Below are 23477 nucleotides of genomic sequence, written 5' to 3'. Positions count from 1 at the left end.
GGGGACGTCCAATGCTTACGAAGAAGCAGCATGAGCTGATCTGCTTCATCGCCGACCGTCTGGCCGAGACCGGGGTTTCGCCCTCGTTCGAGGAGATGAAGGACGCGCTCGACCTCAAGTCCAAATCGGGCGTGCACCGCCTGATCTCGGCATTGGAGGAGCGCGGCTTCCTGCGCCGCCTGCCCAATCGCGCCCGCGCGCTCGAAGTGGTCAAGATGCCCGAGCGCGGCGAGACGAAGAAGGTCGCGCCGAAGTCGACGGTCGTCGCGATGCCGCGCCCCGCGCCGCAGCCGGCGAACGACGTGATCGAAATCCCGCTGCACGGCCGCATCGCGGCGGGCGTGCCGATCGAGGCGCTGGAAGGGTCCACGATGCTCCCCGTCCCCGCCGCCCTGCTCGGGTCGGGCGATCATTATGCGCTGGAGGTCGCAGGGGACTCGATGGTCGAGGCCGGGATTTTCGACGGCGACTATGCGCTGATTCGGCGTCAGGAAACCGCGCGCGATGGCGAGATCGTGGTCGCACTGATCGACGAGATGGAAGCAACGCTGAAATATTTCCGGAACGAGGGCAGCATGGTCCGCCTCGACCCGGCCAACCGCAGCTACGACCCCCAGCGCTACCGCCCCGATCAGGTGCGCGTGCAGGGCAAGTTGGCCGGACTGCTGCGGCGCTATTGAATGTCTTGACCCATCCCCATCAGGGGAGGGGTTGGGGTGGGGAGTCAGGCAAGAGCGAATACGCCGAGCCACGCGACGTCCAACACCAAAGGAGAGCCAGCGTGACCCTGACCGGTGGATGCCATTGCGGCGCGGTACGTTACGAGATCGACGGCGATCCGCTGCACGGCGGTCAGGCGCTGTGCCACTGCACCGATTGCCGCCGCTGCGCCGGTGCGCCGATGGTCGGCTGGGCGATGTATCCCGAGGACGCGCTGACGGTCACGCAGGGCAACCCGCGCGAATATGCCTCATCCGAAACCGGCCGTCGCTGGTTCTGTCCGACCTGCGGCACCGGGCTATTCTACCGCAATGCCACCAACCTTCCCGGCCTCGTCGACGTTCAGGCATCGACCCTCGACGACCCCGAAGCCGTCCCCGCCGCCGCGCATATCCAGACCGCCGACCGCATCGGCTGGATGAAGGATGCGCATGGCTTGCCGGAATTCGAGCGGTTTCCCGGCGGGGCGTAGGACAGCGACATGGCACGCGCGCCCGCAGATTGGGTTGTGTCGCGGGTCTGCTCGTCACCTTCCTGGCTGGCGCTGTCACCTATGGGTTCATGACCGGGTATCTGCCAGTCCGCCCCTTCGATTCAGATCGTTGGAAGCAGGTAGAGCGAATCGATGATCAGGCGCGCATACACATGATCGAGCATCTGATGTGGAGCGGGAAGCTCGACGGTCTGAACCGCAGCGAACTGGTCGCGCTGTTGGGCGCTCCGTCTAACGCGGGCTACTTCCGCGACCGCGACTATGTTTATTGGCTCGGTAACGAACGGTCGCTGCTTTCCCTCGACTCCGAATGGCTCGTGGTCGATGTCGATGCTGCAGGCCGCGTCTCGCGCTATGAAGTTGTGCGCGATTGAGTTGAGCGTCTCCCTCAATCCTTCGGCGGCATCACCGTCTCCGCCTCTAACCAAGGATGCCGCGCCCCCGCGCGCCGCACCGTCACCACCTGCGGCGTCCGGTCGAACGTGATCGCCACCCCGCCGGTCTCCGACAGCTTCGCGCGGTCCAATTTCAGCCATTTCGGCACGCACCCGCGCGGCAGCCAGCGGTCGGCGACGATGATGTCGACCGACGCACAGAACGCGACCATCTCGCGCCACGGAATCCTATAACCGCTGCGTGTCGCGGCAATCCGCCACTCTCGCCCGCCGCGCATCACCGTGACCATGCACAGGTCCGCACTGCACCGCGCGTCGCGCTGTTCGGCCAGCGCGGGCAGTTCGGCATCCACGCCGCCATTCTCGGCCAGCGTGTCGCGGACATAATCCCCCGCGCGGTCGCGCAGCAGTGCCAGTTCGCCGCCCGGCATCCGTAGTGCCAGATGCCGCCCGTCGCCTGTGATCAGCAGGTCCGGCATTGGCGTCGCCAGCGCCCACAGCGCTCCCAGCGCGACCGCAATCAGACCCGCCAGTCGCGCCCATGCCCGCCACAGCGCGATCCACAATCCACCTGCGACCATCTGAGCATAGGCTCCCCCGGCATCGCGGGCAGCATCGCCAGCGCGCCGGGCGCATTGGCCGCTGTATGAGCGATCCACAGCAGCAGGCGCAGCCCCTGTTCCGCCACCCACCAGAAAGGCGCGCCCAGCCCCACGGCGTCGAAGACCAGCCCAGCCGCCTCGAACGGCATCACCACGAACGTCGTGAGCGGGATCGCAGCAATATTCGCCAACGCACCGTAAAGCCCCGATTTGTGGAAGTGGTAGAGCGCAATAGGGGTCAGCGCGATCTCGACCACAAGGCCGGTCAGCAACAGCGAGCCGATGCCGCGCGCAAGTCGCCGCCCCCACCCTTCCTCGCGCCGCTCGAACCAGCCGCGGACGCGCTGGCTTTCGTACAGTGCGACGATCGCGGTGACCGCGGCGAAGCTCATCTGGAAACTCGGTCCCATCAGCGCTTCGGGCCAGAGCAGCAGCACGACCAGCGCGCCGAACGCGACGAGGCGCAGCGTGATCGCCTGTCGTCCAAGCATCATCGCCGCCAGCACCATGAGCGCGGCGATGCACGAGCGCACCGTCGGCACCTCTGCCCCGGTCAGCAGCGTATAGCCCACCGCCGTCACCCCCGCAGCGCCCGCCGCGATCACCGGCAATGGCCAGCGCAGCGCCAGCCACGGGCTGAGCGCGAGCAGCCGCAGCACCAGCAGCATCGTCGCCCCGACCACCGCCGTCACATGCAGCCCGCTGACCGACAACAGATGCGCCAGCCCCGACCGGCGCAGCGCCTCGGCATCCTCTTCGGAAATCGCCCCCCGGTCGCCGGTCACCAGCGCCGCCGCGATCCCGCCCGCACTCCCCTCCACGCGCGACTGGACGTGCGCGGTCAGCCGCGCGCGCAACCCGCTATCGGGCCGCCCCGGCGCCCGAATCTCGACCGGCGCAAAGCCGCGCCCCGTCGCTCCCAGCCCATCGAACCACGCCACCCGCTCGAAATCATAGGCACCCGGGACGGCGGGCGGCGCGGGCGGCATCAGCCGCGCGCGCGCCCGCACCTGCGCGCCGGGCGTCAGCCCCTCGGGCATGTCCTTCACCGCCAGATTGACCCGCACGAGCCCCGGCAAGCCGCTCCCGGCATCGGTCGCGATGCGCAACCGCACCAGTTGACGCGCCGGCATCGGCTCAATCCGCTTGACCGTACCGGTTACCTGCACCACCGCCGGGCGCGCCAGCACCGGGGCCGCTACCCGCTCCGCCCGCCACCACACCAGTGCGCATCCCAGCGCGACCAGCAGTCCCGCCCAGGCCATCGCCCGCGCCGCGCGTCCGCTGCGCCCGACCGCCAGCGCCGCCACCGCAATCGCGAGCCCGCCAAGGATCACCGCGCCCCAACGCGCGGCATCGGGCAGCGCGAACCACGCGACGATCCCGGCCCCAAGCATCACCGGAATCCACAGGAACAATTGCCCGCGCTCGGCCTCCAGCCAGCGCTCGATCCGCACGCCGACGTCCCCCGGCCATGCCGGGAGTGGGAGCCGCGCCGGCCCCCATGCGCGCGCGGCACCGGTCCCCATCGGGCATGCAGCTTGGGCGAGCGCAGCGTCCCGCGCAACCCGTCGCGAAAATCCCCCGTTTCACTGCGGTTTGAAGCCTGCGAAACCGCGTGCTAGGGGCGCACCCGGCCGTCCCGGCCACCCTATGCAAGCTGGAGATCGCGCGGTTGAGCGCAGTAGTTGAGCCCTCGGGCACGAACATCGTCACGCGCTTCGCGCCGTCGCCGACCGGTTTCCTCCATATCGGTGGCGCGCGCACAGCGTTGTTCAACTGGCTGTTCGCCCGCCACCACGGCGGCAAATTCCTGCTGCGGATCGAGGATACCGACCGTGCGCGCTCGACCGAACCGGCCATCGCCGCGATTCTCGACGGGATGCGCTGGCTGGGCCTCGATTGGGATGGTGAGGAAGTCTATCAGTTCGCCCGCGCTGCTCGCCACGCCGAAGTCGCGCACGCGATGCTGGAGAGCGGCCACGCCTATCGCTGCTGGATGACGCAAGAGGAGATCGCGGCACAGCGCGAAGCGGCGCAGGCGGCGAAGCAGCCCTATCGCATCCGCAGCCCGTGGCGCGACCGCAGCGACGGCCCGCTCGACCAGCCCTATGTCGTGCGCATCCGCGCCGAGCGGGAGGGCGCGACGACGATCCGAGATTTGGTTCAGGGCGAAGTGACCGTGCAGAATGCCGAGCTGGACGACATGGTCCTGCTGCGTTCGGACGGCACGCCGACCTATATGCTCGCAGTGGTGGTCGACGATCACGACATGGGCGTGACCCATGTGATCCGCGGCGACGATCACCTCAACAACGCCTTCCGCCAGCTGACCATCATCCGCGCGATGGGCTGGGCCGAGCCGACATACGCGCATATCCCGCTGATCCATGGCGCGGACGGGGCGAAGCTGTCGAAGCGCCACGGCGCGCTGGGCGTCGATTCCTACCGCGACGAACTCGGCGTGTTGCCCGAAGCCTTGTTCAACCACCTCCTCCGCCTTGGCTGGGGGCATGGTGATGCCGAGATCATCGATCGCGCCCAGGCGATCGAATGGTTCACCCTCGACGGCGTCGGCAAGAGCCCGTCGCGCTTCGACCTCAAAAAGCTCGACAGTCTCAACGGCCATTATATTCGCGCCGCCGACGATGCGCGGCTGGCGGAGCTGGCGGCGCAGTTCCTGCCGTTCGAACCGACCGCGGAACAGCGCGACCTTCTGCAGCGCAGCATGTCCGCGCTCAAGCCACGCGCGGCCAGCCTGATCGAGATCGCCAATGGCTCGGCCTTCCTGTTCGCCACCCGCCCGCTCGAAATCGATGCCGATGCGGTTGCACTTCTCGAAGGTCCGGCACGCGAACTTCTTTCGCAGCTGCACAGCGCGCTTGACGCGGTCGCGGACTGGAATACGGAAGCACTCGAAACTGCGGTTCGCGAGGTCGCGGAGTCGGCGGGCGTCAAACTTGGCGCAGTGGCACAGCCATTGCGCGCAGCGCTCACCGGCAAACGCACCTCACCGGGGATTTTCGATGTGCTCGTCCTGCTGGGGCGCGACGAAAGCCTTGGACGTATCGCGGATCAGATGACGGCCTCCCCGGGCGAATGAAACGGACGGCTGAAGGAAAGGAAGTGACGATGACCGACTCCACGCTCAACCTGGGGGACAAGGCATACCCCGTGCGACAGGGCAGCGTCGGCCCCGAGGTCGTCGACATCCGCAAATTCTATGCCCAGACGGGCAAGTTCACCTATGATCCCGGCTTCACCTCGACCGCGTCGTGCGAGAGTGGGCTGACCTATATCGACGGCGATGCCGGCATCCTGCTTCACCGCGGCTATCCGATCGACCAGCTCGCCGAACAGTCGAGCTTCATGGAAGTCGCCTATCTGCTGCTCAACCATGAGCTGCCGAGCAAGGACGAGCTCGACAAGTTCAGCTACACGATCAGCCGCCACACCATGCTGCACGAGCAGCTCGCGACCTTCTATCGCGGCTTCCGCCGCGACGCGCACCCGATGGCGATCATGTGCGGCGTGGTCGGTGCGCTCTCGGCCTTCTACCATGATTCGACCGACATCAGCGATCCGCACCAGCGGATGGTGGCGTCGCACCGCCTGATCGCCAAGATGCCGACGATCGCGGCGATGGCGTACAAGTACAGCGTCGGCCAGCCGTTCCTCTATCCGGACAATTCGCTGTCCTACACCGGCAACTTCCTGCGCATGACGTTCGGCGTCCCGGCCGAGGAATATGTCGTCGATCCGGTGATCGAGGCGGCAATGGACAAGATCTTCATCCTTCATGCCGACCACGAGCAGAATGCGTCGACCTCGACCGTCCGCCTCGCCGGTTCGTCGGGCGCCAATCCGTTCGCGTGCATCGCGGCGGGCATCGCCTGCCTGTGGGGTCCTGCGCATGGCGGCGCGAACGAGGCGGCACTCAACATGCTGCGTGAGATCGGTCATCCCGACCGCATCCCGGAATATATCGCCCGCGCGAAGAACAAGGACGATCCGTTCCGCCTGATGGGCTTTGGCCATCGCGTGTACAAGAATTTCGACCCGCGCGCGAAGGTGCTGTCGAAGGCCGCGACCGAAGTGCTCGACAAGCTCGGGATCAGCGACCCGGTGCTCGACACCGCGCGCGAGCTCGAGCGGATCGCGCTCAGCGACCAGTATTTCATCGACAAGAAGCTGTATCCGAATGTGGACTTCTATTCGGGCGTGATCCTCTCGGCGATCGGCTTCCCGACGACGATGTTCACCGTCCTCTTCGCGCTCGCCCGCACCGTCGGCTGGGTCGCACAGTGGAACGAAATGATCAGCGACCCCGACCAGAAGATCGGTCGCCCGCGCCAGCTCTACACTGGCCCGACCCAGCGCGACTATGTGCCGGTCAGCCAGCGCTGAGGCCAAGGCTGCGTTGACGGAAATATGGGGATCGTCGCAATGCGGCGGTCCCCGTTTCGTTTGAGCCGTTAATCTGAACCGGAGACACGCATGCGCCGCAACATCCTCGCCTTTGCCGGCATCGTGGCCGTGCTGGTCGGCCTGCTCTGGGTCGCGCAGGGGCTCGACCTGCTCAACTGGCCGCCGCAGAGCTTCATGATCGCCGACCGAGAATGGGCGTTGCGCGGCGCATTGCTGGCAGCAGTCGGCGTGATCCTGGTCGCGGCGATGCGTCGCCGCTGACCGCTCAGCGCGCGACGATCAGGTACAGGCCCACCGCGATCACCACGATCGCGAACAGCTTCTCCAGCAGCCCCTTGCGCGCCGCCATCCGCTTGCCGAGCGCGATGCCGGCCACGGCCCCTGCGACCCCGCCCAACAGCATCAGCCCGGCGACGCGCCAGTCGACATAGCCCGACAGCGCATAGGAACCCGCCGTGGTCGCCCCGAGCGCGCTCACGACGACCAGCGACGTGCCCACTGCATAGGTCAGCGGCATCCGCGTTGCGGCGATCAGCGCGGGGACGATCAGAAACCCGCCGCCGATCCCGAAAAAGCCCGAGGCAAGGCCGACCGCCAGCCCCGCGGGAACAAGGCGCGGAACCAGATGCCCTGCGGTATCGCGAGTCAGGCGGACATCGGGCATCTCCACGCCCCGCCGCTCGCGGAGCATCGTCAGTCCGATGGCAATCATCAGCAGCCCGAACAGCAACAGCAGCCGCTGTCCATCTATCGCCTTGCCCAGTTCGGCGCCCGCCGCAGCGCCCACCACGCCCGCCACCGCGAACAACCCGCCGCAGCGCCACTTCACCGTCCCGGCACGCGCATGGCCGACCAGTCCCGCCAGTGCATTGGCCGCCACCGCCACCGCCGCCGTCCCAATCGCGGCATGCGCCGATCCGACGCCCACGACATGGACCAGCAGCGGTACGGCGAGGATCGACCCGCCCCCACCGACCAGCCCGAGAACGAGGCCGATCAGCGCGCCCGACAGGATGGTTGCGGCGAGCATGATCGCTTACCCCGCCTGCAGCGCGCGGTTCCACGGCATCCGCCGCAGCAACAGCGCCATGCCGCACCATCCGGTCGCGCCCGCAAGCGTCAGCCCTGCACCGACGAACGCCGACAGGCCGAAAAAGCCGGGATGGACGAGGAAGCCGAGCGCAACACCGAGCAGCGTCAGCGAACCCGCGCCAATCTGCACCTGACGCATGATCTCCAGCGGATGCTTGCGGTCGCGCGCGGTCGGGAGCCCGGCCTTGCGCCAGCCGTCGATCCCGCCTTCGAGCAGATGGCAGGGCGAACCGCCCGCCGCGGCGCGCAATGCCTCCGCATTCGCCGCCGTCCGCATCCCCGACCGGCAATGGAACACCAACGGCCGGCCCAGCGCTGCGACCTCGCCGATCCGTGCCAGCGGCACGTTGACCGCGCCCGGAATATTCTCACGCGCATGCTCGTCCGCCTCGCGGATATCGACCAGCAGCGCGCCGGCCTCCACCGCCCGCCGCGCATCGGCGGGCGTCAATTGCGCCATCGTCATCTCGTCAGTCCTTGCAATAGAGTTGGTAGAGGGTCGCGAGCAGCGCCTCGGTCCGCGGATCGGCGATCCGGTACCACAATGTCTGCCCCTCGCGGCGAAAGGCGACGAGCCCCTCGTCGCGCATCTTGGCGAGGTGCTGCGACAGCGCCGACTGCGACAGCGCAACCTCACGCGCCAGGTCGGTGACGTTCATCTCGCCATGTTCGACCAGCTTGCACAGCACCATCAGGCGCCGGCCATTGCCCATCGCCTTGAGCAATGCGGCCACGCCATCGGCCTTCGCCGCAAACGTCGCCAGGTCCATCGGAACTTTCAGCATCAGCACATCCTTACATTAGTTCTTGCTAATTTAGATATTACTTATATATTGTCAAGCATCGAATGGAGGAAGCCATGCAACCCGTGATCGAAGCGTTCTTCGACGAACCGACCAACACCGTGACCTATCTGGTCGCCGACCTCGCCACCGGCGACGCCGCAGTGATCGACCCGGTCCATGATTTCGACCCGGCGAGCGGCGAGGTCGACTCGACCTCGGTCGATCAGGTGCTGGCACGCGCGGACGCACGCGGCTGGCGGATCGTGATGGTGCTCGAAACCCATGCCCATGCCGACCACCTCTCCGGAGCGCCGCTGATAAAGGCGCGGACCGGCGCGTGGATCGGCATCGGCGAGCATATCCGCGATGTGCAGAAGATCTTCCGCCCGGTGTTCAACCTCACCGACCTCAAGACCGACGGGTCCGACTTCGACCGCCTCTTCGCCGATGGCGAGCGGTTCGCGCTGGGCGAACTGGAGGTCGAGGTGCTGCACGTCCCCGGCCACACCCCCGCCGACATCGCCTATCGCATCGGCGACGCGGCGTTCGTCGGCGACACGTTGTTCATGCCGGATTACGGCACGGCGCGCGCGGATTTCCCCGGTGGCGACGCCCGCACACTCTATCGCTCGATCCGCAAGCTGCTCGCGCTCCCTGAGGAGACGCGGCTGTTCCTGTGCCACGACTACAAGGCCCCGGGTCGCGAGGACTATCGCTGGGAAGCCACCGTCGGCGACCAGCGGCGCGGCAACAAGCATGTCCATGATGGCATCGACGAAGACGAATTCGTCGCGATGCGCGAGGCACGCGACGCGACGCTGGCGGTGCCGAAGCTGCTGCTCCCCTCGATCCAGGTCAATGTCCGCGCCGGGCAGCTGCCCGAAGCGGAAGCGAACGGCGTCCGCTACCTGCGCATTCCGGTCAAGCCGCGCGGCGGGTGAGGTTCAGGCGGGCGGCGCGCGCAGGATCTTGTCCATCGCCTTGCCCCTGGCCAGCTCGTCGATCAGCTTGTCCATATAGCGCAGCTCGCGCATCAGCGGGTCTTCGATATTTTCGACGCGGATGCCGCAAATCACCCCGGTGATCGCGGCCCGCGCCGGGTTCAACGCCGGAGCCGCCGCGAAAAAGTCGCGAAAACTGGTCTTCTTATCCAGCTCCGCATGCAGCTGCGCGAGCGAATAGCCGGTCAGCCAGCAGATAATCTGATCGACCTCCGCCGCCGTCCGCCCCTTCTTCTCCGCCTTGGTCACATAATGCGGATAGACGCTCGCGACGCTGACCCCGAAAATGCGGTGCTCGGCCATGATCTCTCCTTGCGAGCTCCAGTTTAGCGCGGCTGGCCCGACGCAGCTATCGCTCGAACGCGATCAGGATCGGGCAGCCCTTGCCCTCCCCCCGCCGCACAGCGCGCGGCCAGCCCCTCCAGCGCCGACCGCGCTTCCGCCAGCCGGTTCATCTGCGCGTCGATCGCGGCGATGCGTTCGCGCGCCAGCGCCTGCGCACGCGCGCGATCCTCGCCCGCATCGAGCGTGAGCAGTTCCCCAATCTGCGCCAGCGTGAATCCCGCGCCCGCCGCCGTCCGGATGAAGCGCAGCCGCGCCGCGTCCGCCGGGCCGTAACGGCGCACGCCACCCGCCCGGCTCGGTTCATTCAGCAACCCGCGCCGCTGGTAGAAGCGGATCGTCTCGACACCCACCCCCGCTGTCCTGGCGAGGCTCCCGATGGTCATGTCCTGCATGGCTTGACTCCGTACCATGGTACGGACCCTATCTGGTACGGGCACGTTGGCAATCCAAGGAGTTCGTCATGCCCGGCAAGCCAGTCGCCACCCTGTATCGTATGGTCATGCCCGGCCATATCTGCCCCTATGGTCTCAAGTCCAAGGCGCTGCTCGAGCGAAAGGGTTATGCGGTGGACGATCACTGGCTGAAGACCCGCGAAGAAACCGACGCGTTCAAGGCCAAGCACGACGTCAAGACCACGCCCCAGACCTTCATCGGCGGCCGCCGGATCGGCGGTCACGACGATCTGCGCCGCCATTTCGGCCTGCACGTCCGCGAAAAGGGCGAGACGAGCTATGCCCCCGTCATTGCGTTGTTCGGGATGATGGCGCTGATGGCACTCGCCGCCAGCCACGCCGCCTATGGCGCACCCTTTACCATTCGCGCCGCCGAATGGTTCATCTCGTTCAGCATGGTCGCGCTCGCGATCCAGAAGCTCCGCGATGTCGAGAGCTTCTCGACCATGTTCCTCGGCTACGACCTGCTCGCGCGGCGCTGGGTCCCCTATGCCTATCTCTACCCGTTCGCCGAGGGTGCAGCGGGCATATTGATGACCGCACAGGCGCTGCACTGGCTTTCGATCCCGCTCGCCGCGTTCATCGGCAGCGTCGGCGCGGTATCGGTGTTCAAGGCGGTGTATGTCGAAAAGCGCGACCTCAAATGCGCGTGCATGGGGGGCGACAGCAACGTCCCGCTCGGCTTTATCTCGCTGACCGAGAATGTGATGATGGTGGCCATGGCGCTTTGGATGTTGTGGCGATGATCAGCCGCCCGCGTCGAGTTCCTTGACCAGCCTTTTCGGTGCCTGCGCGCGATAGCTTTCCTCGATCCAGTCGCGCAGTTGCGCCATGTCGGGGATCGCGTCGGCATCGGGTGCGAAGCTGACCCAGCCGCTCTTGCCCAGTCCGTAGGCAGTCGGGGTCGCATAGGGCAGTTCCAGCGCTGCGTCGCTGGTGTAGCGCAGCTTCACCGACATCTGGAACGCATCGCCGGTGGACAGATAGGCAAAGGTCTTGTCATTGACCGCGAGGTCGGCGTGATCGGGCCAGGGGGCCTTGATATGCGCGCCGGGCAGGGTCAGGCCCCATGCACGCAGTTCGTCGATGATCGCTTTGGGAGTCGGCATGGACCCAGCCTAGCGTGGTCCGGCCGCCGCGACCATCCGTTGCGCCTCGGCCAGTCCGGCGGCGAGAATGTCAGCATCGTCGGGTACCAGCACATCCGGCTCCAGCTTCCAGCGCGGCCGGTCGGCGACGTCATAGACCGGCTCGGCCGAATACTGGATCTCGAACCCCGTGCGGTCGAGCCGCAGCGGGAACACCGCCGCGCCCAGCTGCATCATCGGCGTTCCGACGATGCGGGCCCGGCCAAGACCGCGCATCCCCATCGGAAACCCCTCGGCCATGCTCGCGCTCCAGCGGTCGCACAGCACGATCACGGGTCGGTCATAGGTGAACGGCCCGCGCGGCTCCACCCATTCGGTCCACGGCGCGCTCAGCCCACGCCCCGCGCGCCGCCGCATCAGTGCATAGGGCGCGCGGGTGGTGATGAAACGCCCCATGATCGGGCGTGCGACCGCGGTATCGCCCCCGCCATTGCCGCGCACATCGATGATCAACGCCGGGGCGTCGCGCAGTTCGGCCAAGGCGGCATCGAATGCCCCGGTCGCCATATAGTCGCCAAAGCTGCGGATCGCGATCCAGCCGATGCCGCCCTCCAGCCGCCGATGCGCGATGGTCGGCGGTTCCGCGCGCCGCACAATCGGCAGCGCGACCTCCCCCTTCCCCGCCAGCGTGAACTGCCGCGCCATCGCGCGCTTGCCGGCGACCACCGCGTTGATTGCGAAATGATCCGCCGCCGGATCGGGCCGCGACAGGCAGGTCAGCGCCGCCGCCGTGATCGCGTCCCCGACCGGCACGCCATCGACTGCGGTCACGATATCGCCGATCGCCAGTCCTGCTGCGCTGGCCGCTGAGTCCGCGGCAACGCTGGTCACGCGCAACTCGCCCGCGCTCCGCTCCACGATCAGGTCGAACGGCGGCGTCCTCGCAATGCCGTTGGGACCGCTGCGGACCGAGCTGTGCGGATCATAGAGTTCGCCCAGTGCGGCGCGCAGGACGTGCGCGAAATCATTCCAGCTCGGTGCCGCGATCGCGCGCGGGCGATAGACACGGCGCACCTTGTCCCAATCGGTCGCCTTCTCGCCAAAGAAGCAATAGCGGTCCCGCAGCGTCTCCCACATCTCGTCGAAATCCTGCGCGAGCGTCACGTCGCGCGGCGGTTCCTTGGCAAGCGCAGGGAGGGTCAGGCCGGCGGTTAGGCCAGCCAGCGTTGCGCGGCGGGTGATCATGGACTTTACTCGCGGGCAGGAAGGGTCAGGACAAAGCGCGCGCCCTGGCCGGGTGCGCTGTCCACGGTGATATCACCGCCCATCGCGCGGGCAAGCCGCCGAGCGATATACAGGCCAAGCCCGCTGCCGCCCGGCTCGCTGGGGTCGACCCGACCGAATTTCTCGAAAATGCGTGCCTGATCCTCGGCCGCGATGCCCTTGCCCTGATCGGCGACGATGACGCAGCCGAGCTGCCCTTCGCGCTCCAGCCGCACCCAGACCGATCCGCCCGGCGGCGAATAGCGCAGCGCGTTGCCGATGAGGTTGACCATGATCTGCAGGACGCGACGGAACTCGCCGGTGGCGGGCAGGCTCTCGTCCGCCTTGGGCTTGTCGATCCGCACATCGGCCTCGCTCGCGCGCACCGCGAGCAGCCCGGCGGCGCGACGCGCGACATCGGCGAGATCGATCGGCTCGGCCTCGACCTCGAAATCGTCGCGCTCGACGGCGGTAAGGTCCGCCAGATCATCGACCAGCGATAGCAAATGCCGGCCGGCATTGGCGATGTCGCCGGCATAGTCGGCATAATCGGCGCGCAGTGGCCCATCGAGCTGGGCGCTGATGCTGTCGGCATTGGCGATGATCCGGCTCAGCGGCTTGCGCAGCGCACGGTCCAGCCGCTGGCCGAACTCGTTGGTGAACACCGCTTGCGGCGCGACGGGCTGCGACGGGGCAGTGTCCTCCGCCGGGTCGATCATCTCGGCCGCGCCGGTAAAGCCGGCAAAGCGCGCCTGCGCATCGACGCGCGGGCTGGCCGACAGCCGGACGCGGCGACCGGTGCCGCGCAGTTCGGCGACCTGCCCCTCGAACCGCCCCTGCTCCGCAGCAGCAGTCAGGATCGGCAGCGCGCCCTCCTCATCCGCCTCCAGCGCGAACAGCAGGGTCAGCGGCTGACCAAGCATCTTGCCCGCATCGAATCCGTAGCGCGCTCCCGCCTCGATCGACAGATGCGTCAGCCGCATCGCCGAATCGCATTCCCACACCCAATCCGCATCGCTGCGCAGGAAATCATCCTCGCGCCCCTCATCCTCCGCCGCCCGCCATGCCGCGCGGGGACGCCATCCGCTGACCTCCAGCCGGACGCCGTCGGCATCGGGCTCGGCACGAACCCACAGGTCGATATCGTCCTCGCCGTCCGCCGCGACGATGTTGCGCGAGATGGCGATGCCCAGCCGCAGCGCGAGCCGCGCAATCGACGCGATTTGCGGCACTGCCAGCGGCTCGCCCTGCTTGCCGCCCGCACGGCTGTTGAGGTCGGACAGGCGCGGCTCTGCGTCGAGCAGCCGCCCGTCGCGCCCGACGCGCCCGATTGCGATGGGAAGATGCGGGTCGATCGCGTTCATGCCGCGCGCGCCAGCGCCTGAATCGCGGCGCGATAGTCTGGCGGAAGCCGCAATCCCGCGAGCGCCGCGCGTGCGTCCTCGACCGCGACAGCCATGATCGTGTCGAGCGTGTTGGCGAATGCCTCGATGTCACGGCGCGGATCGGCTTCGGTGAGCACGAGGCCCAGCCGCGCGATCGCCTCACGATCGAGGTCCAGCGCGCGCAGCGCGACCCACAACCGCCCGCTCCCTGCGTCGAGCGCCAGGCTGCGCGCAACGGCGTAGTCCACCCCGAGCGCATGCGCGAGCAGCCCCGCGAACAAGGTCACGCGCCGGTCGCCCAGCGCTTCGTTGAGCAATTCTGGAAGCTCGTCGGGCTGCGCGTCGATTGCCGCTGCGAGGCGCATCACTGCCGCCTCGACCCGATCGCCCTCATCATGCGCCGACAGGCTGCGCTGCGCCGCTTCGGCCAGCACACGGTCAAGCGTCGCGATATCCGCAGCGGCCACGCGCAAACGCAACGCAGCCGCGACCCACCAGACCAGCTTGTGGTGCAGCTCGGCGGGCAGATCGGTCTGCGGCAGCGGCCCGGCTTCGGGAAGGCTGCGGCGTCGGCTTTCGGCGATCAGCACGCCCATCGCGCTCTGCGCCAGCACCCGGTCGGGATGCTGGACGAATCGGTTGATCAGGCTCGGCCGTTCGGGATCGTCATGCGCCTGCACCGGCATGCTGCTGGCCAGCAACTCCTGGCGTACCTGCGCGATCAGCTCCGCCATCAATTCACGGTCGCGCAGCAGGCCCGAATCGCACAGCGGGTCGAACACCCCCTCGGCTTCGGCAAGCGTATCGGCCAGCGCAGTTTCGCCCTGCACCCGAAGCTGGCGTACGCCATGATCGCGAATCTCGCCCTCGACCGTGTCGACCAGCGCGCGCAGCAAGCGGGCGAGGCCAACCCGCGTCCGCTCATCCAGCCGGTGCGATTCGGGGAGGAAGAAATCGTCGATTGCCGTCGCCAGACCACGCCAAGCGGCAGCGTCCGCGCCTGCGGCATGCGCAAGCAACGTGCGGGCACCCCGATTGGTGGTGCCGTCACTCATGTCGACATTCGGGTCGGACATGGTCTCCGGAATAGCGAAATGCGGTTAAGGCAGCCCTAAGGCTTTTCCCGCCGGCTCTCAACCGCCGCCGCGAGCGTCACAAAGGCATAGATGGCGATCACCGCCAGCCCCCAGCTGGCCCGACCCGCAATCGCGAAGGGGGTGAGCAGCAGCAGATATGCCGCCGGGCTGCCCCACCAGCGACGGATCACCGCCTGGGTCCGTTCGGCGATGGCAGTCGCGGCGATCGTCACCAATGCGAGGATTACACCGTCCAGCGTCTTGTCCAGACGCATCTCGATCAGCCCCAGCGCGCCGACTACCGCGCCGACAATGGCACCGATCAGCGCCTCCTGCATCAGCGCGCGTTTCTCCTCGCCGCGCAGTGCCGACAGCGCCGCGCCAGTCGCCAGTGCGGCGACACCTGGGATCGCCACTCCCGCGCCCCACGCAAAACCGAACGCGATCAGCGCGACCGCACCCGCGCCGGTCAGCGCACCACCGCCCATCAGCAGCCAGGCGGGGATGCCCTTTTCGACCACCTTGGGCAGCACCCAGCGCGCGATGCGGGTAAAGACATGACGATCGGCCCAGCTTGTCCGCCGTTCGGTCAGCGCGGCCAGCACCGCGTTGCTGCGGCTGGCCAGCGCCGCACCCTCGCGCTCCACGCCGTGTCCGGCCCGCACCGCCCCCGCCGACAGCATCACCTGCTCCGCCCCCGCCTGCACGATCGCGCGCAGCAGGGTGGACTGGAAATCATAATCGGGCGGGAAGTCGGCAATATCCTTGATCCGCCGCGCCGGGGTGTGCGCAACCCCTGCCCAGCAATTGCGCGCGTCGACCCGCTCGAGAGATGCGGCGGGCTCCTGCGTCACCAGGATCGCGTCCTTGCCTTCACCTGCCATCCGGTCGATCACATCGTCGGTCGTGACTAACCCATCGGCGATCACCACGACATGCGCGAGCGGGTGGACCCGCGCCGCCGCCTCCGCCGCCGACCGCACGATATCGACCGGCACGCCACGCTTGGCCGCGCGGTTAACCGCCCCCAGCAGCGCCGGCGTAACCCGGCTCACCGCGATCAGAATATGCCCGGCCCCGGCCCCGATCAGCAGCCGCGCCTGATATTCGAGCAGCGTCATGCCGCCGAACGGCAGCGTCGCGGCGAGCACCCCCGCCCGGTCCCCCGCATCCTCGGTCGCAAAGATCAGCCCCGCCAGCATCTTGCCCGGTTAGGCGAATTGATTCGGCGGGGGAAGCACCTTCCGCGCTCCTGCGCAGGCAGGAGCCCAGAGTGGCGGAGCAATCGGCCTGTGAACTCTGGGCTCCTGCCTTCGCAGGAGCACGGTCAGTACAACAGGAACCGCGCCCGCATCTCCACCCACGCCGCCTCATCCGCCCCGGCAGCCGCATCCAGATCGTCCGGCGCAGCCCCGGCATCATCGACCCACGCCCGCAACCCCGGCCCGCCATTGATCACATCAATCGCCAGCTTCTCGAACTCATATTCATAGGGAAAATCGCGCCACAGATCGTAATCCGGGTACAACGCCCGGATCGCCCGGAACCCCAACGCCTGCAACCGCCACGGCCGGAACGCAGCGTGGTCGTACCCCGCCCCCTCGGCATGGATGAACACGCCGCTGCATAATTGCCCGACATGCTTGTGGAAGGTCGGCTGGAACCAGAAATCGCGCAGCGTGCAACCCGCGGTCCATTCCGGCGCGATCCGCCGCATCTCGGCAATTACCGCCTTGCCGTCGATATCCGGCGCGCCGAACAGCTCCAGCGCGCGGGTGGTCCCACGGCCTTCGGACAGCGTCGTGCCCTCCAGCATCACCGTCCCCGCATAGGCGCGCGCCATGTTGACGTTGGCGGCATTGGGACTGGGGTTGATCCACACCCGCTCGGGCGGCCAGCCATAGCCGGGCGCTGCCTCGGGCTGCCACGCCTGCATTGCGATCACGCGATAGGCGACGTCGAGCTTGAAGTGATCGATGAACCACGCGCCCATCTCCCCCAAAGTCATGCCGTGCCGCATCGGCATCGGTCCCGCGCCGACAAAGCTTTCCCATCCGGGCAGCAGGGTCAGTCCCTCGACCGGGCGTCCCGCCGGGTTCGGTCGGTCGAGCACCCACACTTCCTTGCCATGCGCCGCTGCCGCTTCGAGCATGTAGAGCAGGGTCGTGACATAGGTGTAGATGCGGCAGCCCAGATCCTGCAGATCGATCAGCACCACGTCGAACGTATGCATCGACTGGCCCGTCGGCCGCCGCACTTCGCCATACAGGCTGAATACCGGCATCCCGTAAGTGGGGTCGGTATAGTCCGGCGATTCCATCATATTGTCTTGCAGGTCGCCGCGCACGCCGTGCTGTGGCCCGAACATCGCCGACACATCCAGCCCCGCCGCGACCAGCGCGTCGACGCTGTGGGTCAGGTCCGCCGTCACCGACGCGGGGTGCGCGAGCAGCGCGACGCGGCGGCCCTTGAGTTGTCCGAGAAGCGCGGGGTCGGCGAGCAGCCGGTCGATACCGAAGTTCATGAGGCTTCAGGTGCCGGGAGTTGGAAAGGGAAGCAAGCCCCGCACCCCCCAACTTCGTCACCTCCGACTTGTTCCGGGGTCCACACATCCGCACTGGCTGGCTTCAAGCCTCTTGCGCCGCGCGTGACACCCGGTGGCCCCCGGCACGGCGGCCGAGGTGACAGGCAAGTGGAGTGCGGCCCGGACGGGGCCATATGGGCGGGGAGGCCCGCGCGAGCCTCCCCGTCCCGATCAGAACGAAGCCGCCACCTGGACATACCAGCTGCGCGGGCGGGCGAAGATGCGCTCGGCATAGCCCAGCGTCGCCAGCGAGGCGTTGCCCTGGATCAGATAGCGCTCGTCGAGCAGGTTGTTGACGCCGCCGCTGACCTCAATCCCGTTTCCGAGCTTGAGCGTCAGCGAGGCGTTGCCGACGAAATAGCCGTCCTCCTCGATCAGCGGGATGCTGCCGGTGATGAAGGTGATCTTGGACTGGTAACTGCCATCGACGCGCGGCGTCAGGGTCATGTCGCCGCCCAGCGGGATCGCATAGGCGATGCCGAAATTGGCCTGCACGTCCGGCGTGAAGGGCAGGTCGTCGTTGGGCGTCACCGTTGCGGTCGCGCCGGGCACCGGGGTGATGCTCTTGATCTGGTCGTCGAGCAGGCTGATCCCCGCGTCGAAGGTCAGCCCCCAGCTCGTGCGCAGGCTGGCTTCGGCCTCGAGCCCGCGGATGCGCGCCTCACCCGCGTTGAACAGCAGCGGCACGACGCCCTGGCGGAAGATCAGCTGGATATCCTGATATTCGGCCTGGAACGCGGCGAGGTTCAGGCGCAGACGCCCGATATTGGTCTTCGCACCGATTTCGTAACTGGTGACGCTTTCCTCGGCGAACGGCACGGGCAGATTACCTGCGGGCGCGGCGTTGTAGCGCGTGTTGTAGCCGCCCGACTTGAAGCTCTTCGCATAGGACGCATAGGTGCTGATCGCGTCGTTCCAGCGATACTGGATGCTGGCGGAGCCGGTCAGCGCCGAGAAATCCTGCATGAACGGGCGATTGAAGATGAACAGCGTCCCGCCCTGCGACGTGGCCAGCGTGGGCAGTGGATTGGGGTCGGGCAGGGTCGCCGGGAACAGGTTGAGCACCGTCCCGCGATAATGTTTGCGGTCGCTGGTATAGCGCAGGCCGCCGCTGATCTCGAGCGCGTCGGTGACGTTCCACGCCAGCTCGCCGAACGCCGCGACCGAATCGGTCTTGAGCCGCGACAGCTGCAAGTCGCGCGACCCCGGCCCACCCGCCAGCAGCGACCCGATCACCGGCGGCGAGGGCGGGAAGGCGAGCGGCACGGTCGCGCGCTCGTCGGTGACCTCGTTGAAATAATATCCGCCGATGATCGCATTGACCGATCCGAAGTCGAGCTGAAGCTGAACCTCCTGGCTGAACTGCGCCGATTGCGCCGCGACATCGGTAGTAATCAGCAGCAGCGGCGTATTGTCGCCGTCGCGGATACCGCGCGATTCGGTCTCGCGGTAGGAGGTGATCAGCTTGACCGACGCGACATCGGTCAGGCGGATATTGGCGGTCGCGCCGATGCCCCACACTTCCGAATTGCTCTCGACCGGCGCGGTGCCGCCGTTGACATAAGGCCCGCGCGCCTGAAGGTCGTTGGCGCAGCGGATGTCGTTGATCATCGGCACGTTCGGCGCGCCGAAGCGCGGATCGCCGGGGACCAAAGGCGCGAACGGGATCGTCGCGCCGGGGCAGCCCGCAGCGACGCTGGCGATTGCGGCGACCGGCGCCTGTTCATTGATGCCTGCAAAGGTGAACGGCGCGCCATTCTCGTCCTGCTTGCTGTAATCGGCGCGCACGAACAGGTCGAAGTCGCTCGACGGCTCCCACAGCAGCGACGCGGCGAGCGAGAAGCGGTTCTCATTGCCCAGATCGAGGCCGTCGACCGCACGGATCACGTAACCGTCGCGCTTGCGAAACCCGCCCGAAACGCGCGCGGCGACGGTGCTGCCCAGCGGCACGTTGACCACGCCAAAGCCCTCGATCAGGTTCTCGCTGCCACCGCGCACCCGCGCCCGGCCGCTGAACTCGCCCAGCTTGGGCTGTTGCGTGCGGACCAGAATCGCGCCGCCGATCGTGTTGCGTCCGAACAGCGTCCCCTGCGGCCCGCGCAGCACTTCGACCCCGGCGATATCGCCGAAATCGATCGCACCGCCCACGGCGCGGCCCAGATATACTTCGTCGAGATAGACCCCGACGCCCGGATCGACCGCTGCGGTCGGATCGACCTGCCCCACGCCGCGGATGAACACGACCGACGATGCACTGTTGCCCGACAGCTGGCCGGCGGGCTTGAACTGCAGGCTCGGCGTGATCCGCTCAAGATCCTGAGTCTGGGTGATCTGCCGTTCCTGCAGCGTCTCGGCGCTGAACGCGGAGATGGCGACCGGTGTGTCCTGCAGGCTCTCCTCACGGCGGCGCGCGGTGACGACGATCTCGTCGCTGGCTGCCGACGACGCCTCTTCTGCAGCATCCTGCGCCAGCGCGGGCGCGGCTGCGGTAAAGCTCAGAAATGCCGCAATCGCGGCGATGCTGGATGCTGCACGGCCCTGCGCGCGCGAAGTCCCTCGACCCATCGTCACACTCCCCTGTCACCCGCGATTCTTGGCGATCGGCGGTGCGATATTACTCACATTTGAAATTGTTCATGTCAATAACAGTTATGCGACGAAACTATTCGGGCGATGGACAGATGGTTTGTATTTGCAACCATCTATTCGCGTCGCGATTACGCTGCCCCCGGGAGTTCAAGCACGAACCCATCCGGATGATGAAAGTCTGGCCTGTCCCCCGGATGCGCCAGCGCCCAATAGGATTTTGTGCCGTCGGTTTCTTCGATCACGGCGGTGAGATTGAGTTGATCGCCACCCGCCAATTCACGCCGAGCGAATATCGCTTCGACTACCAGGCAGTCGGAGTCCTCGATCGCCATGACTGTCAGTTCCTGCCCCACCAATGGGCGGGTCATCGCGCGTCGATAGTCGTCAAATGCGTACACAGCCCAGTCGCCACTCGGCGAGAAGTTGAACTCACGATAAGCGCACTCGCCGCCAACTCGGGCAAACGCCTCGAAACAGGTGGTTTGCCACAAATTATCTGTCCGGGCTGGCGACGCACGTCCGGGGCGCGGCACGACCAAGCCTGACACCGCCCCCGTGACGCGATAGCTGAACGCCCACAGCTCTGAATCGAGTTGCCGGTAACTGGCGGAAACAACAAATTTCGGCGTCGCGCCACTTGGATGGGCAATCAGCTTCCACTCCATATGTTTCACTCATCCCAAATTGTGCTAACCGCCCGCGCACCATGACCGAATACGCATCCGATCTGCTCCGCACCCTGTCCGACCGTGGCTACATCCACCAGGTCACCGACGCCACTGCGCTCGACGCGCTGGCCGCCAAGCAGATCGTGCCCGGCTATATCGGTTTCGATCCCACCGCGCCCTCGCTGCATGTCGGCAGCCTCGTCCAGATCATGCTGCTGCGCCGCATGCAACAGACCGGGCACAAGCCGATCGTGCTGATGGGCGGCGGCACCGGCAAGATCGGCGACCCCAGCTTCAAGGACGAAGCGCGCAAGCTGATGACGGACGAGGTCATCGCGGCCAATGTCGCGTCGATCAAGACGGTGTTCGAGAAGTTCCTGACCTTTGGCGACGGCCCGACCGACGCGGTGATGGTCGACAATGCCGACTGGCTCGACAAGCTCGAGTACATCCCGTTCCTGCGCGACATCGGGAAGCATTTCTCGATCAACCGGATGCTCAGCTTCGACTCGGTCAAGCTCCGCCTCGACCGCGAACAGTCGCTGTCGTTCCTCGAATTCAACTACATGATCCTCCAGGGATACGACTTCCTGGAGTTGTCGCGCCGCGCCGGATGCCGCCTGCAGATGGGCGGGTCGGACCAGTGGGGCAACATCGTCAACGGCATCGAACTGTCGCGCCGCGTCGACGGGACCGAGGTGTACGGCGTCACCACCCCGCTGATCACCACGGCGGACGGCGGCAAGATGGGCAAGACCATGTCGGGCGCGGTGTGGCTCAACGAAGACGCGCTGCCCGCCTTCGATTACTGGCAATTCTGGCGCAACACCGACGACCGCGATGTCGGCCGCTTCCTGCGTCTGTTCACCGACCTGCCGCTCGACGAAATCGCCCGCCTCGAAGCGCTCCAGGGGGCGGAGATCAACGAGGCGAAGAAGATTCTCGCCACCGAAGCCACCGCCATGTGCCGCGGCCGCGACGCCGCGTTGGCTGCCGAGGAGACCGCCCGCAAGACGTTCGAGGAAGGCACCTCCGGCGACGCGCTCCCGACCCTGTCGGTCAGCGGCGAGATCAGCGTCGTCGACGCGCTCGTCGGCCTCGGCTTCGCCGCGTCAAAGGGCGAGGCCCGCCGCCTGATCAAGGGCGGCGGCGCACGCATCGACGGCGAAAAGGTCAGCGACGAGGCGGCGACGGTCACCGTCGGCGCGGCGGAAATCCGCGTCTCGGCGGGCAAGAAGCATCACGGGATGCTCACCCCCTCGTAAAAACACGCAGAGGCTTGGTAACCACGCTGATTCCCGTGCTGTTTACACCCCTGAACTAGAAGTATCCTACGAGAGCTTCGAGTTTCGGGGGCAGCGTGAGTTATCAATTCTCGTCCATCGTGCGGGCCACAGCCGCCGACAGTGATCGCCGGACCACCGAGCGCGACGAAGTCCATTTCCGCGCCCGCGCCTTCGGCCCCGACGCCCAGCCGCACACGCTGCTGATCGTCAACGTCTCTCCCCACGGCCTGATGGCACGCTGCGAACACCCCTTTGCCGAGGGCGACCGGCTGCGCGTGATGCTCCCGGTGGTCGGCGCAGTCCCGGCGGAAATCCGCTGGGCGCTCGGGGGCCGCATCGGCGTGAGCTTCGACAGCGCGGTCGATCTGGCGAGCTATTACGAGTTGCTGGCACAGATGCTGAAGGCGGGTTGAGCCTTTCTAAACCCCCTCCCCTGAAGGGGAGGGGCGAGATCGCCGCACCCGCCCGCAACACTCTTATCGTCACCCTGGCCCCCGTGCCGGGGTCCACCCCTCCCCGAGCGCAGCACTCCAACCTCAAGCGCCGCGCCCCCACACGCCGTCCAGCCCGCCATTGCGCTACGGAAGGCGGCGTTCCCAATCAGCCCTCAGCGCTTCTTGTGCGGCGACGGTCGGTACGCCAGAAGCCTGTCGGATCGCATCCGACAACAAATCGCGCCGATAGGGTTCTTGCGTCCATTTCCCGCCGGGTGCGCGTCTAAACTGGGTGCCATAGATTTGCGGCTGGCCGATCCGTTGCAGATAGCGATCAAGCGTCGCCGCGGCGATCCAGCTAGCTTCGCGCTTGCCGCGAGCGGCAGCGATAACCGCAAAAGCATGAGCCTTCAGGCAATCTTCAGCCTCATCGCCGTGCTGAAATACATAAGCCGCATGATAGTAGTCATCGGCGCTATTCAGTTTGCCGGCATCGACCAGCGCCTGAGTTCGAACGCGCCGCAGCTTGTCAGAAGCGCTGAGCTTTTCCCAATCGATCTTTGAAGGCTCTGCACGTGCAGCCTGATCGGCAGCGAAAATATCCGCCATTTCCTGATTGTTTGCGGGTGCCTCAGCTACGGAGCCTGTTTGCACGTCCTGCGCATACGCAACCGTGAACCAAAGCAAAGATGCGATGATAAGCGCTGACCGCATATAAGTCTCCGAGCCGTTTCCCTTAGGACAGAGTGTCGAAAACAGTCAGAGTTAGGAAGTGCTTTGCGCTTCCTTCA

26 protein-coding genes are annotated in these 23477 nt (G+C 66.7%); 10 read left to right on the top strand and 16 right to left on the bottom strand.

Annotation, left to right across the window (positions count from 1 at the left end):
• Positions 1 to 11 precede the first annotated feature (11 nt).
• From lexA to LRS08_RS13840, 3 genes are all read left to right on the top strand, one after another.
• Entirely contained in the window at positions 12 to 680 is a 669-nt protein-coding gene (gene lexA / locus LRS08_RS13850; protein WP_257843142.1) for a transcriptional repressor LexA, read from the top strand.
• Positions 681 to 781: 101 nt separating this feature from the next.
• On the top strand, positions 782 to 1192 hold the full coding sequence (locus LRS08_RS13845) for a GFA family protein (RefSeq protein WP_257843144.1): 411 nt from the start codon (positions 782 to 784) through the stop codon (positions 1190 to 1192).
• Between the two features lie 173 nt (positions 1193 to 1365).
• Entirely contained in the window at positions 1366 to 1587 is a 222-nt protein-coding gene (locus LRS08_RS13840; protein WP_257843145.1) for a hypothetical protein, read from the top strand.
• Between the two features lie 14 nt (positions 1588 to 1601).
• Here the strand turns inward: LRS08_RS13840 and LRS08_RS20105 are convergent, their stop codons facing one another.
• Positions 1602 to 2189: a hypothetical protein gene (locus tag LRS08_RS20105; protein ID WP_312026620.1), complete on the bottom strand. Its 588-nt coding sequence runs from the start codon at positions 2187 to 2189 to the stop codon at positions 1602 to 1604.
• On the bottom strand, positions 2129 to 3739 hold the full coding sequence (locus LRS08_RS13835) for a ComEC/Rec2 family competence protein (RefSeq protein WP_312026619.1): 1611 nt from the start codon (positions 3737 to 3739) through the stop codon (positions 2129 to 2131). Before LRS08_RS13835 ends, LRS08_RS20105 begins: the two co-directional genes overlap by 61 nt.
• Before the next feature lie 146 nt (positions 3740 to 3885).
• On the opposite strand from LRS08_RS13835, the gene gltX reads away from it, so the two are divergent.
• The 3 genes from gltX to LRS08_RS13820 all read left to right on the top strand — a co-directional run bounded on the left by gltX (position 3886) and on the right by LRS08_RS13820 (position 6899).
• Positions 3886 to 5313: a glutamate--tRNA ligase gene (gene gltX, locus LRS08_RS13830; protein WP_257843146.1), complete on the top strand. Its 1428-nt coding sequence runs from the start codon at positions 3886 to 3888 to the stop codon at positions 5311 to 5313.
• 29 nt (positions 5314 to 5342) lie between these two features.
• Positions 5343 to 6617, top strand: a complete 1275-nt coding sequence (locus LRS08_RS13825; protein ID WP_257843149.1) for a citrate synthase — start codon at positions 5343 to 5345, stop codon at positions 6615 to 6617.
• A 90-nt stretch (positions 6618 to 6707) separates the two neighbouring features.
• On the top strand, positions 6708 to 6899 hold the full coding sequence (locus tag LRS08_RS13820; RefSeq protein ID WP_257843150.1) for a hypothetical protein: 192 nt from the start codon (positions 6708 to 6710) through the stop codon (positions 6897 to 6899).
• Positions 6900 to 6903: 4 nt separating this feature from the next.
• On the opposite strand, the gene LRS08_RS13815 is transcribed toward LRS08_RS13820, so the two are convergent.
• The 3 genes from LRS08_RS13815 to LRS08_RS13805 are packed head-to-tail and all read right to left on the bottom strand — an operon-like array spanning position 6904 to position 8515.
• Positions 6904 to 7668 (bottom strand): sulfite exporter TauE/SafE family protein, encoded by a 765-nt coding sequence (locus LRS08_RS13815; protein WP_257843151.1) that lies wholly within the window; start codon positions 7666 to 7668, stop codon positions 6904 to 6906.
• Between the two features lie 6 nt (positions 7669 to 7674).
• A complete protein-coding gene (locus tag LRS08_RS13810; protein WP_257843152.1) occupies positions 7675 to 8196 on the bottom strand; it encodes a rhodanese family protein in 522 nt (173 codons plus the stop codon).
• Positions 8197 to 8200: 4 nt separating this feature from the next.
• The gene (locus LRS08_RS13805) at positions 8201 to 8515 is read right to left on the bottom strand and encodes a helix-turn-helix transcriptional regulator (RefSeq protein ID WP_260480851.1); all 315 of its coding nucleotides are present in this window, start codon (positions 8513 to 8515) and stop codon (positions 8201 to 8203) included.
• Positions 8516 to 8589: 74 nt separating this feature from the next.
• Between LRS08_RS13805 and LRS08_RS13800 the strand changes: the two genes are divergently transcribed.
• Complete coding sequence (locus LRS08_RS13800; RefSeq protein ID WP_374580159.1) at positions 8590 to 9456, top strand: MBL fold metallo-hydrolase; 867 nt, start codon at positions 8590 to 8592, stop codon at positions 9454 to 9456.
• Positions 9457 to 9459: 3 nt separating this feature from the next.
• Here the strand turns inward: LRS08_RS13800 and LRS08_RS13795 are convergent, their stop codons facing one another.
• Both LRS08_RS13795 and LRS08_RS13790 read right to left on the bottom strand, forming a co-directional pair.
• Complete coding sequence (locus tag LRS08_RS13795; RefSeq protein WP_257843154.1) at positions 9460 to 9819, bottom strand: DUF2200 domain-containing protein; 360 nt, start codon at positions 9817 to 9819, stop codon at positions 9460 to 9462.
• Positions 9820 to 9842: 23 nt separating this feature from the next.
• On the bottom strand, positions 9843 to 10271 hold the full coding sequence (locus LRS08_RS13790; protein ID WP_312026618.1) for a MerR family transcriptional regulator: 429 nt from the start codon (positions 10269 to 10271) through the stop codon (positions 9843 to 9845).
• 50 nt (positions 10272 to 10321) lie between these two features.
• Between LRS08_RS13790 and LRS08_RS13785 the strand changes: the two genes are divergently transcribed.
• On the top strand, positions 10322 to 11059 hold the full coding sequence (locus tag LRS08_RS13785; RefSeq protein WP_260480850.1) for a glutaredoxin family protein: 738 nt from the start codon (positions 10322 to 10324) through the stop codon (positions 11057 to 11059).
• Here LRS08_RS13785 and LRS08_RS13780 read toward each other — a convergent pair whose 3' ends face one another.
• The 8 genes from LRS08_RS13780 to LRS08_RS13745 form a co-directional block, all read right to left on the bottom strand.
• On the bottom strand, positions 11060 to 11422 hold the full coding sequence (locus LRS08_RS13780; protein WP_257843155.1) for an MmcQ/YjbR family DNA-binding protein: 363 nt from the start codon (positions 11420 to 11422) through the stop codon (positions 11060 to 11062).
• A 9-nt stretch (positions 11423 to 11431) separates the two neighbouring features.
• On the bottom strand, positions 11432 to 12646 hold the full coding sequence (locus LRS08_RS13775; protein ID WP_257843156.1) for a S41 family peptidase: 1215 nt from the start codon (positions 12644 to 12646) through the stop codon (positions 11432 to 11434).
• A 5-nt stretch (positions 12647 to 12651) separates the two neighbouring features.
• Positions 12652 to 14028 (bottom strand): sensor histidine kinase, encoded by a 1377-nt coding sequence (locus LRS08_RS13770; RefSeq protein WP_257843157.1) that lies wholly within the window; start codon positions 14026 to 14028, stop codon positions 12652 to 12654.
• Positions 14025 to 15125, bottom strand: a complete 1101-nt coding sequence (locus LRS08_RS13765) for a DUF2336 domain-containing protein (RefSeq protein WP_257843158.1) — start codon at positions 15123 to 15125, stop codon at positions 14025 to 14027. The genes LRS08_RS13770 and LRS08_RS13765 overlap by 4 nt, the downstream gene beginning before the upstream one ends.
• 35 nt (positions 15126 to 15160) lie before the next feature.
• Entirely contained in the window at positions 15161 to 16327 is a 1167-nt protein-coding gene (locus tag LRS08_RS13760) for a hypothetical protein (RefSeq protein ID WP_257843159.1), read from the bottom strand.
• A 125-nt stretch (positions 16328 to 16452) separates the two neighbouring features.
• A complete protein-coding gene (locus LRS08_RS13755; protein WP_257843160.1) occupies positions 16453 to 17649 on the bottom strand; it encodes a DUF1343 domain-containing protein in 1197 nt (398 codons plus the stop codon).
• Positions 17650 to 17880: 231 nt separating this feature from the next.
• A complete protein-coding gene (locus LRS08_RS13750; protein WP_257843161.1) occupies positions 17881 to 20274 on the bottom strand; it encodes a TonB-dependent receptor in 2394 nt (797 codons plus the stop codon).
• A gap of 152 nt (positions 20275 to 20426) precedes the next feature.
• Entirely contained in the window at positions 20427 to 20963 is a 537-nt protein-coding gene (locus LRS08_RS13745) for a DOMON-like domain-containing protein (protein WP_257843162.1), read from the bottom strand.
• A 41-nt stretch (positions 20964 to 21004) separates the two neighbouring features.
• Here LRS08_RS13745 and tyrS point away from each other — a divergent pair, with 41 nt between their 5' ends.
• Complete coding sequence (gene tyrS / locus LRS08_RS13740; protein WP_257843163.1) at positions 21005 to 22231, top strand: tyrosine--tRNA ligase; 1227 nt, start codon at positions 21005 to 21007, stop codon at positions 22229 to 22231.
• Positions 22232 to 22326: 95 nt separating this feature from the next.
• Complete coding sequence (locus LRS08_RS13735; protein WP_260480849.1) at positions 22327 to 22665, top strand: PilZ domain-containing protein; 339 nt, start codon at positions 22327 to 22329, stop codon at positions 22663 to 22665.
• Positions 22666 to 22830: 165 nt separating this feature from the next.
• Here the strand turns inward: LRS08_RS13735 and LRS08_RS13730 are convergent, their stop codons facing one another.
• The gene (locus LRS08_RS13730) at positions 22831 to 23400 is read right to left on the bottom strand and encodes a hypothetical protein (protein ID WP_257843165.1); all 570 of its coding nucleotides are present in this window, start codon (positions 23398 to 23400) and stop codon (positions 22831 to 22833) included.
• Between the last annotated feature and the right edge of the window lie 77 nt (positions 23401 to 23477).

The sequence above is a fragment of the Sphingomonas sp. J315 genome, assembly GCF_024666595.1.
Taxonomy (GTDB): domain Bacteria; phylum Pseudomonadota; class Alphaproteobacteria; order Sphingomonadales; family Sphingomonadaceae; genus Sphingomonas.
Note: the sequence above shows the minus strand (reverse complement) of the source record. Positions and strands in the feature narration are given on the sequence as shown.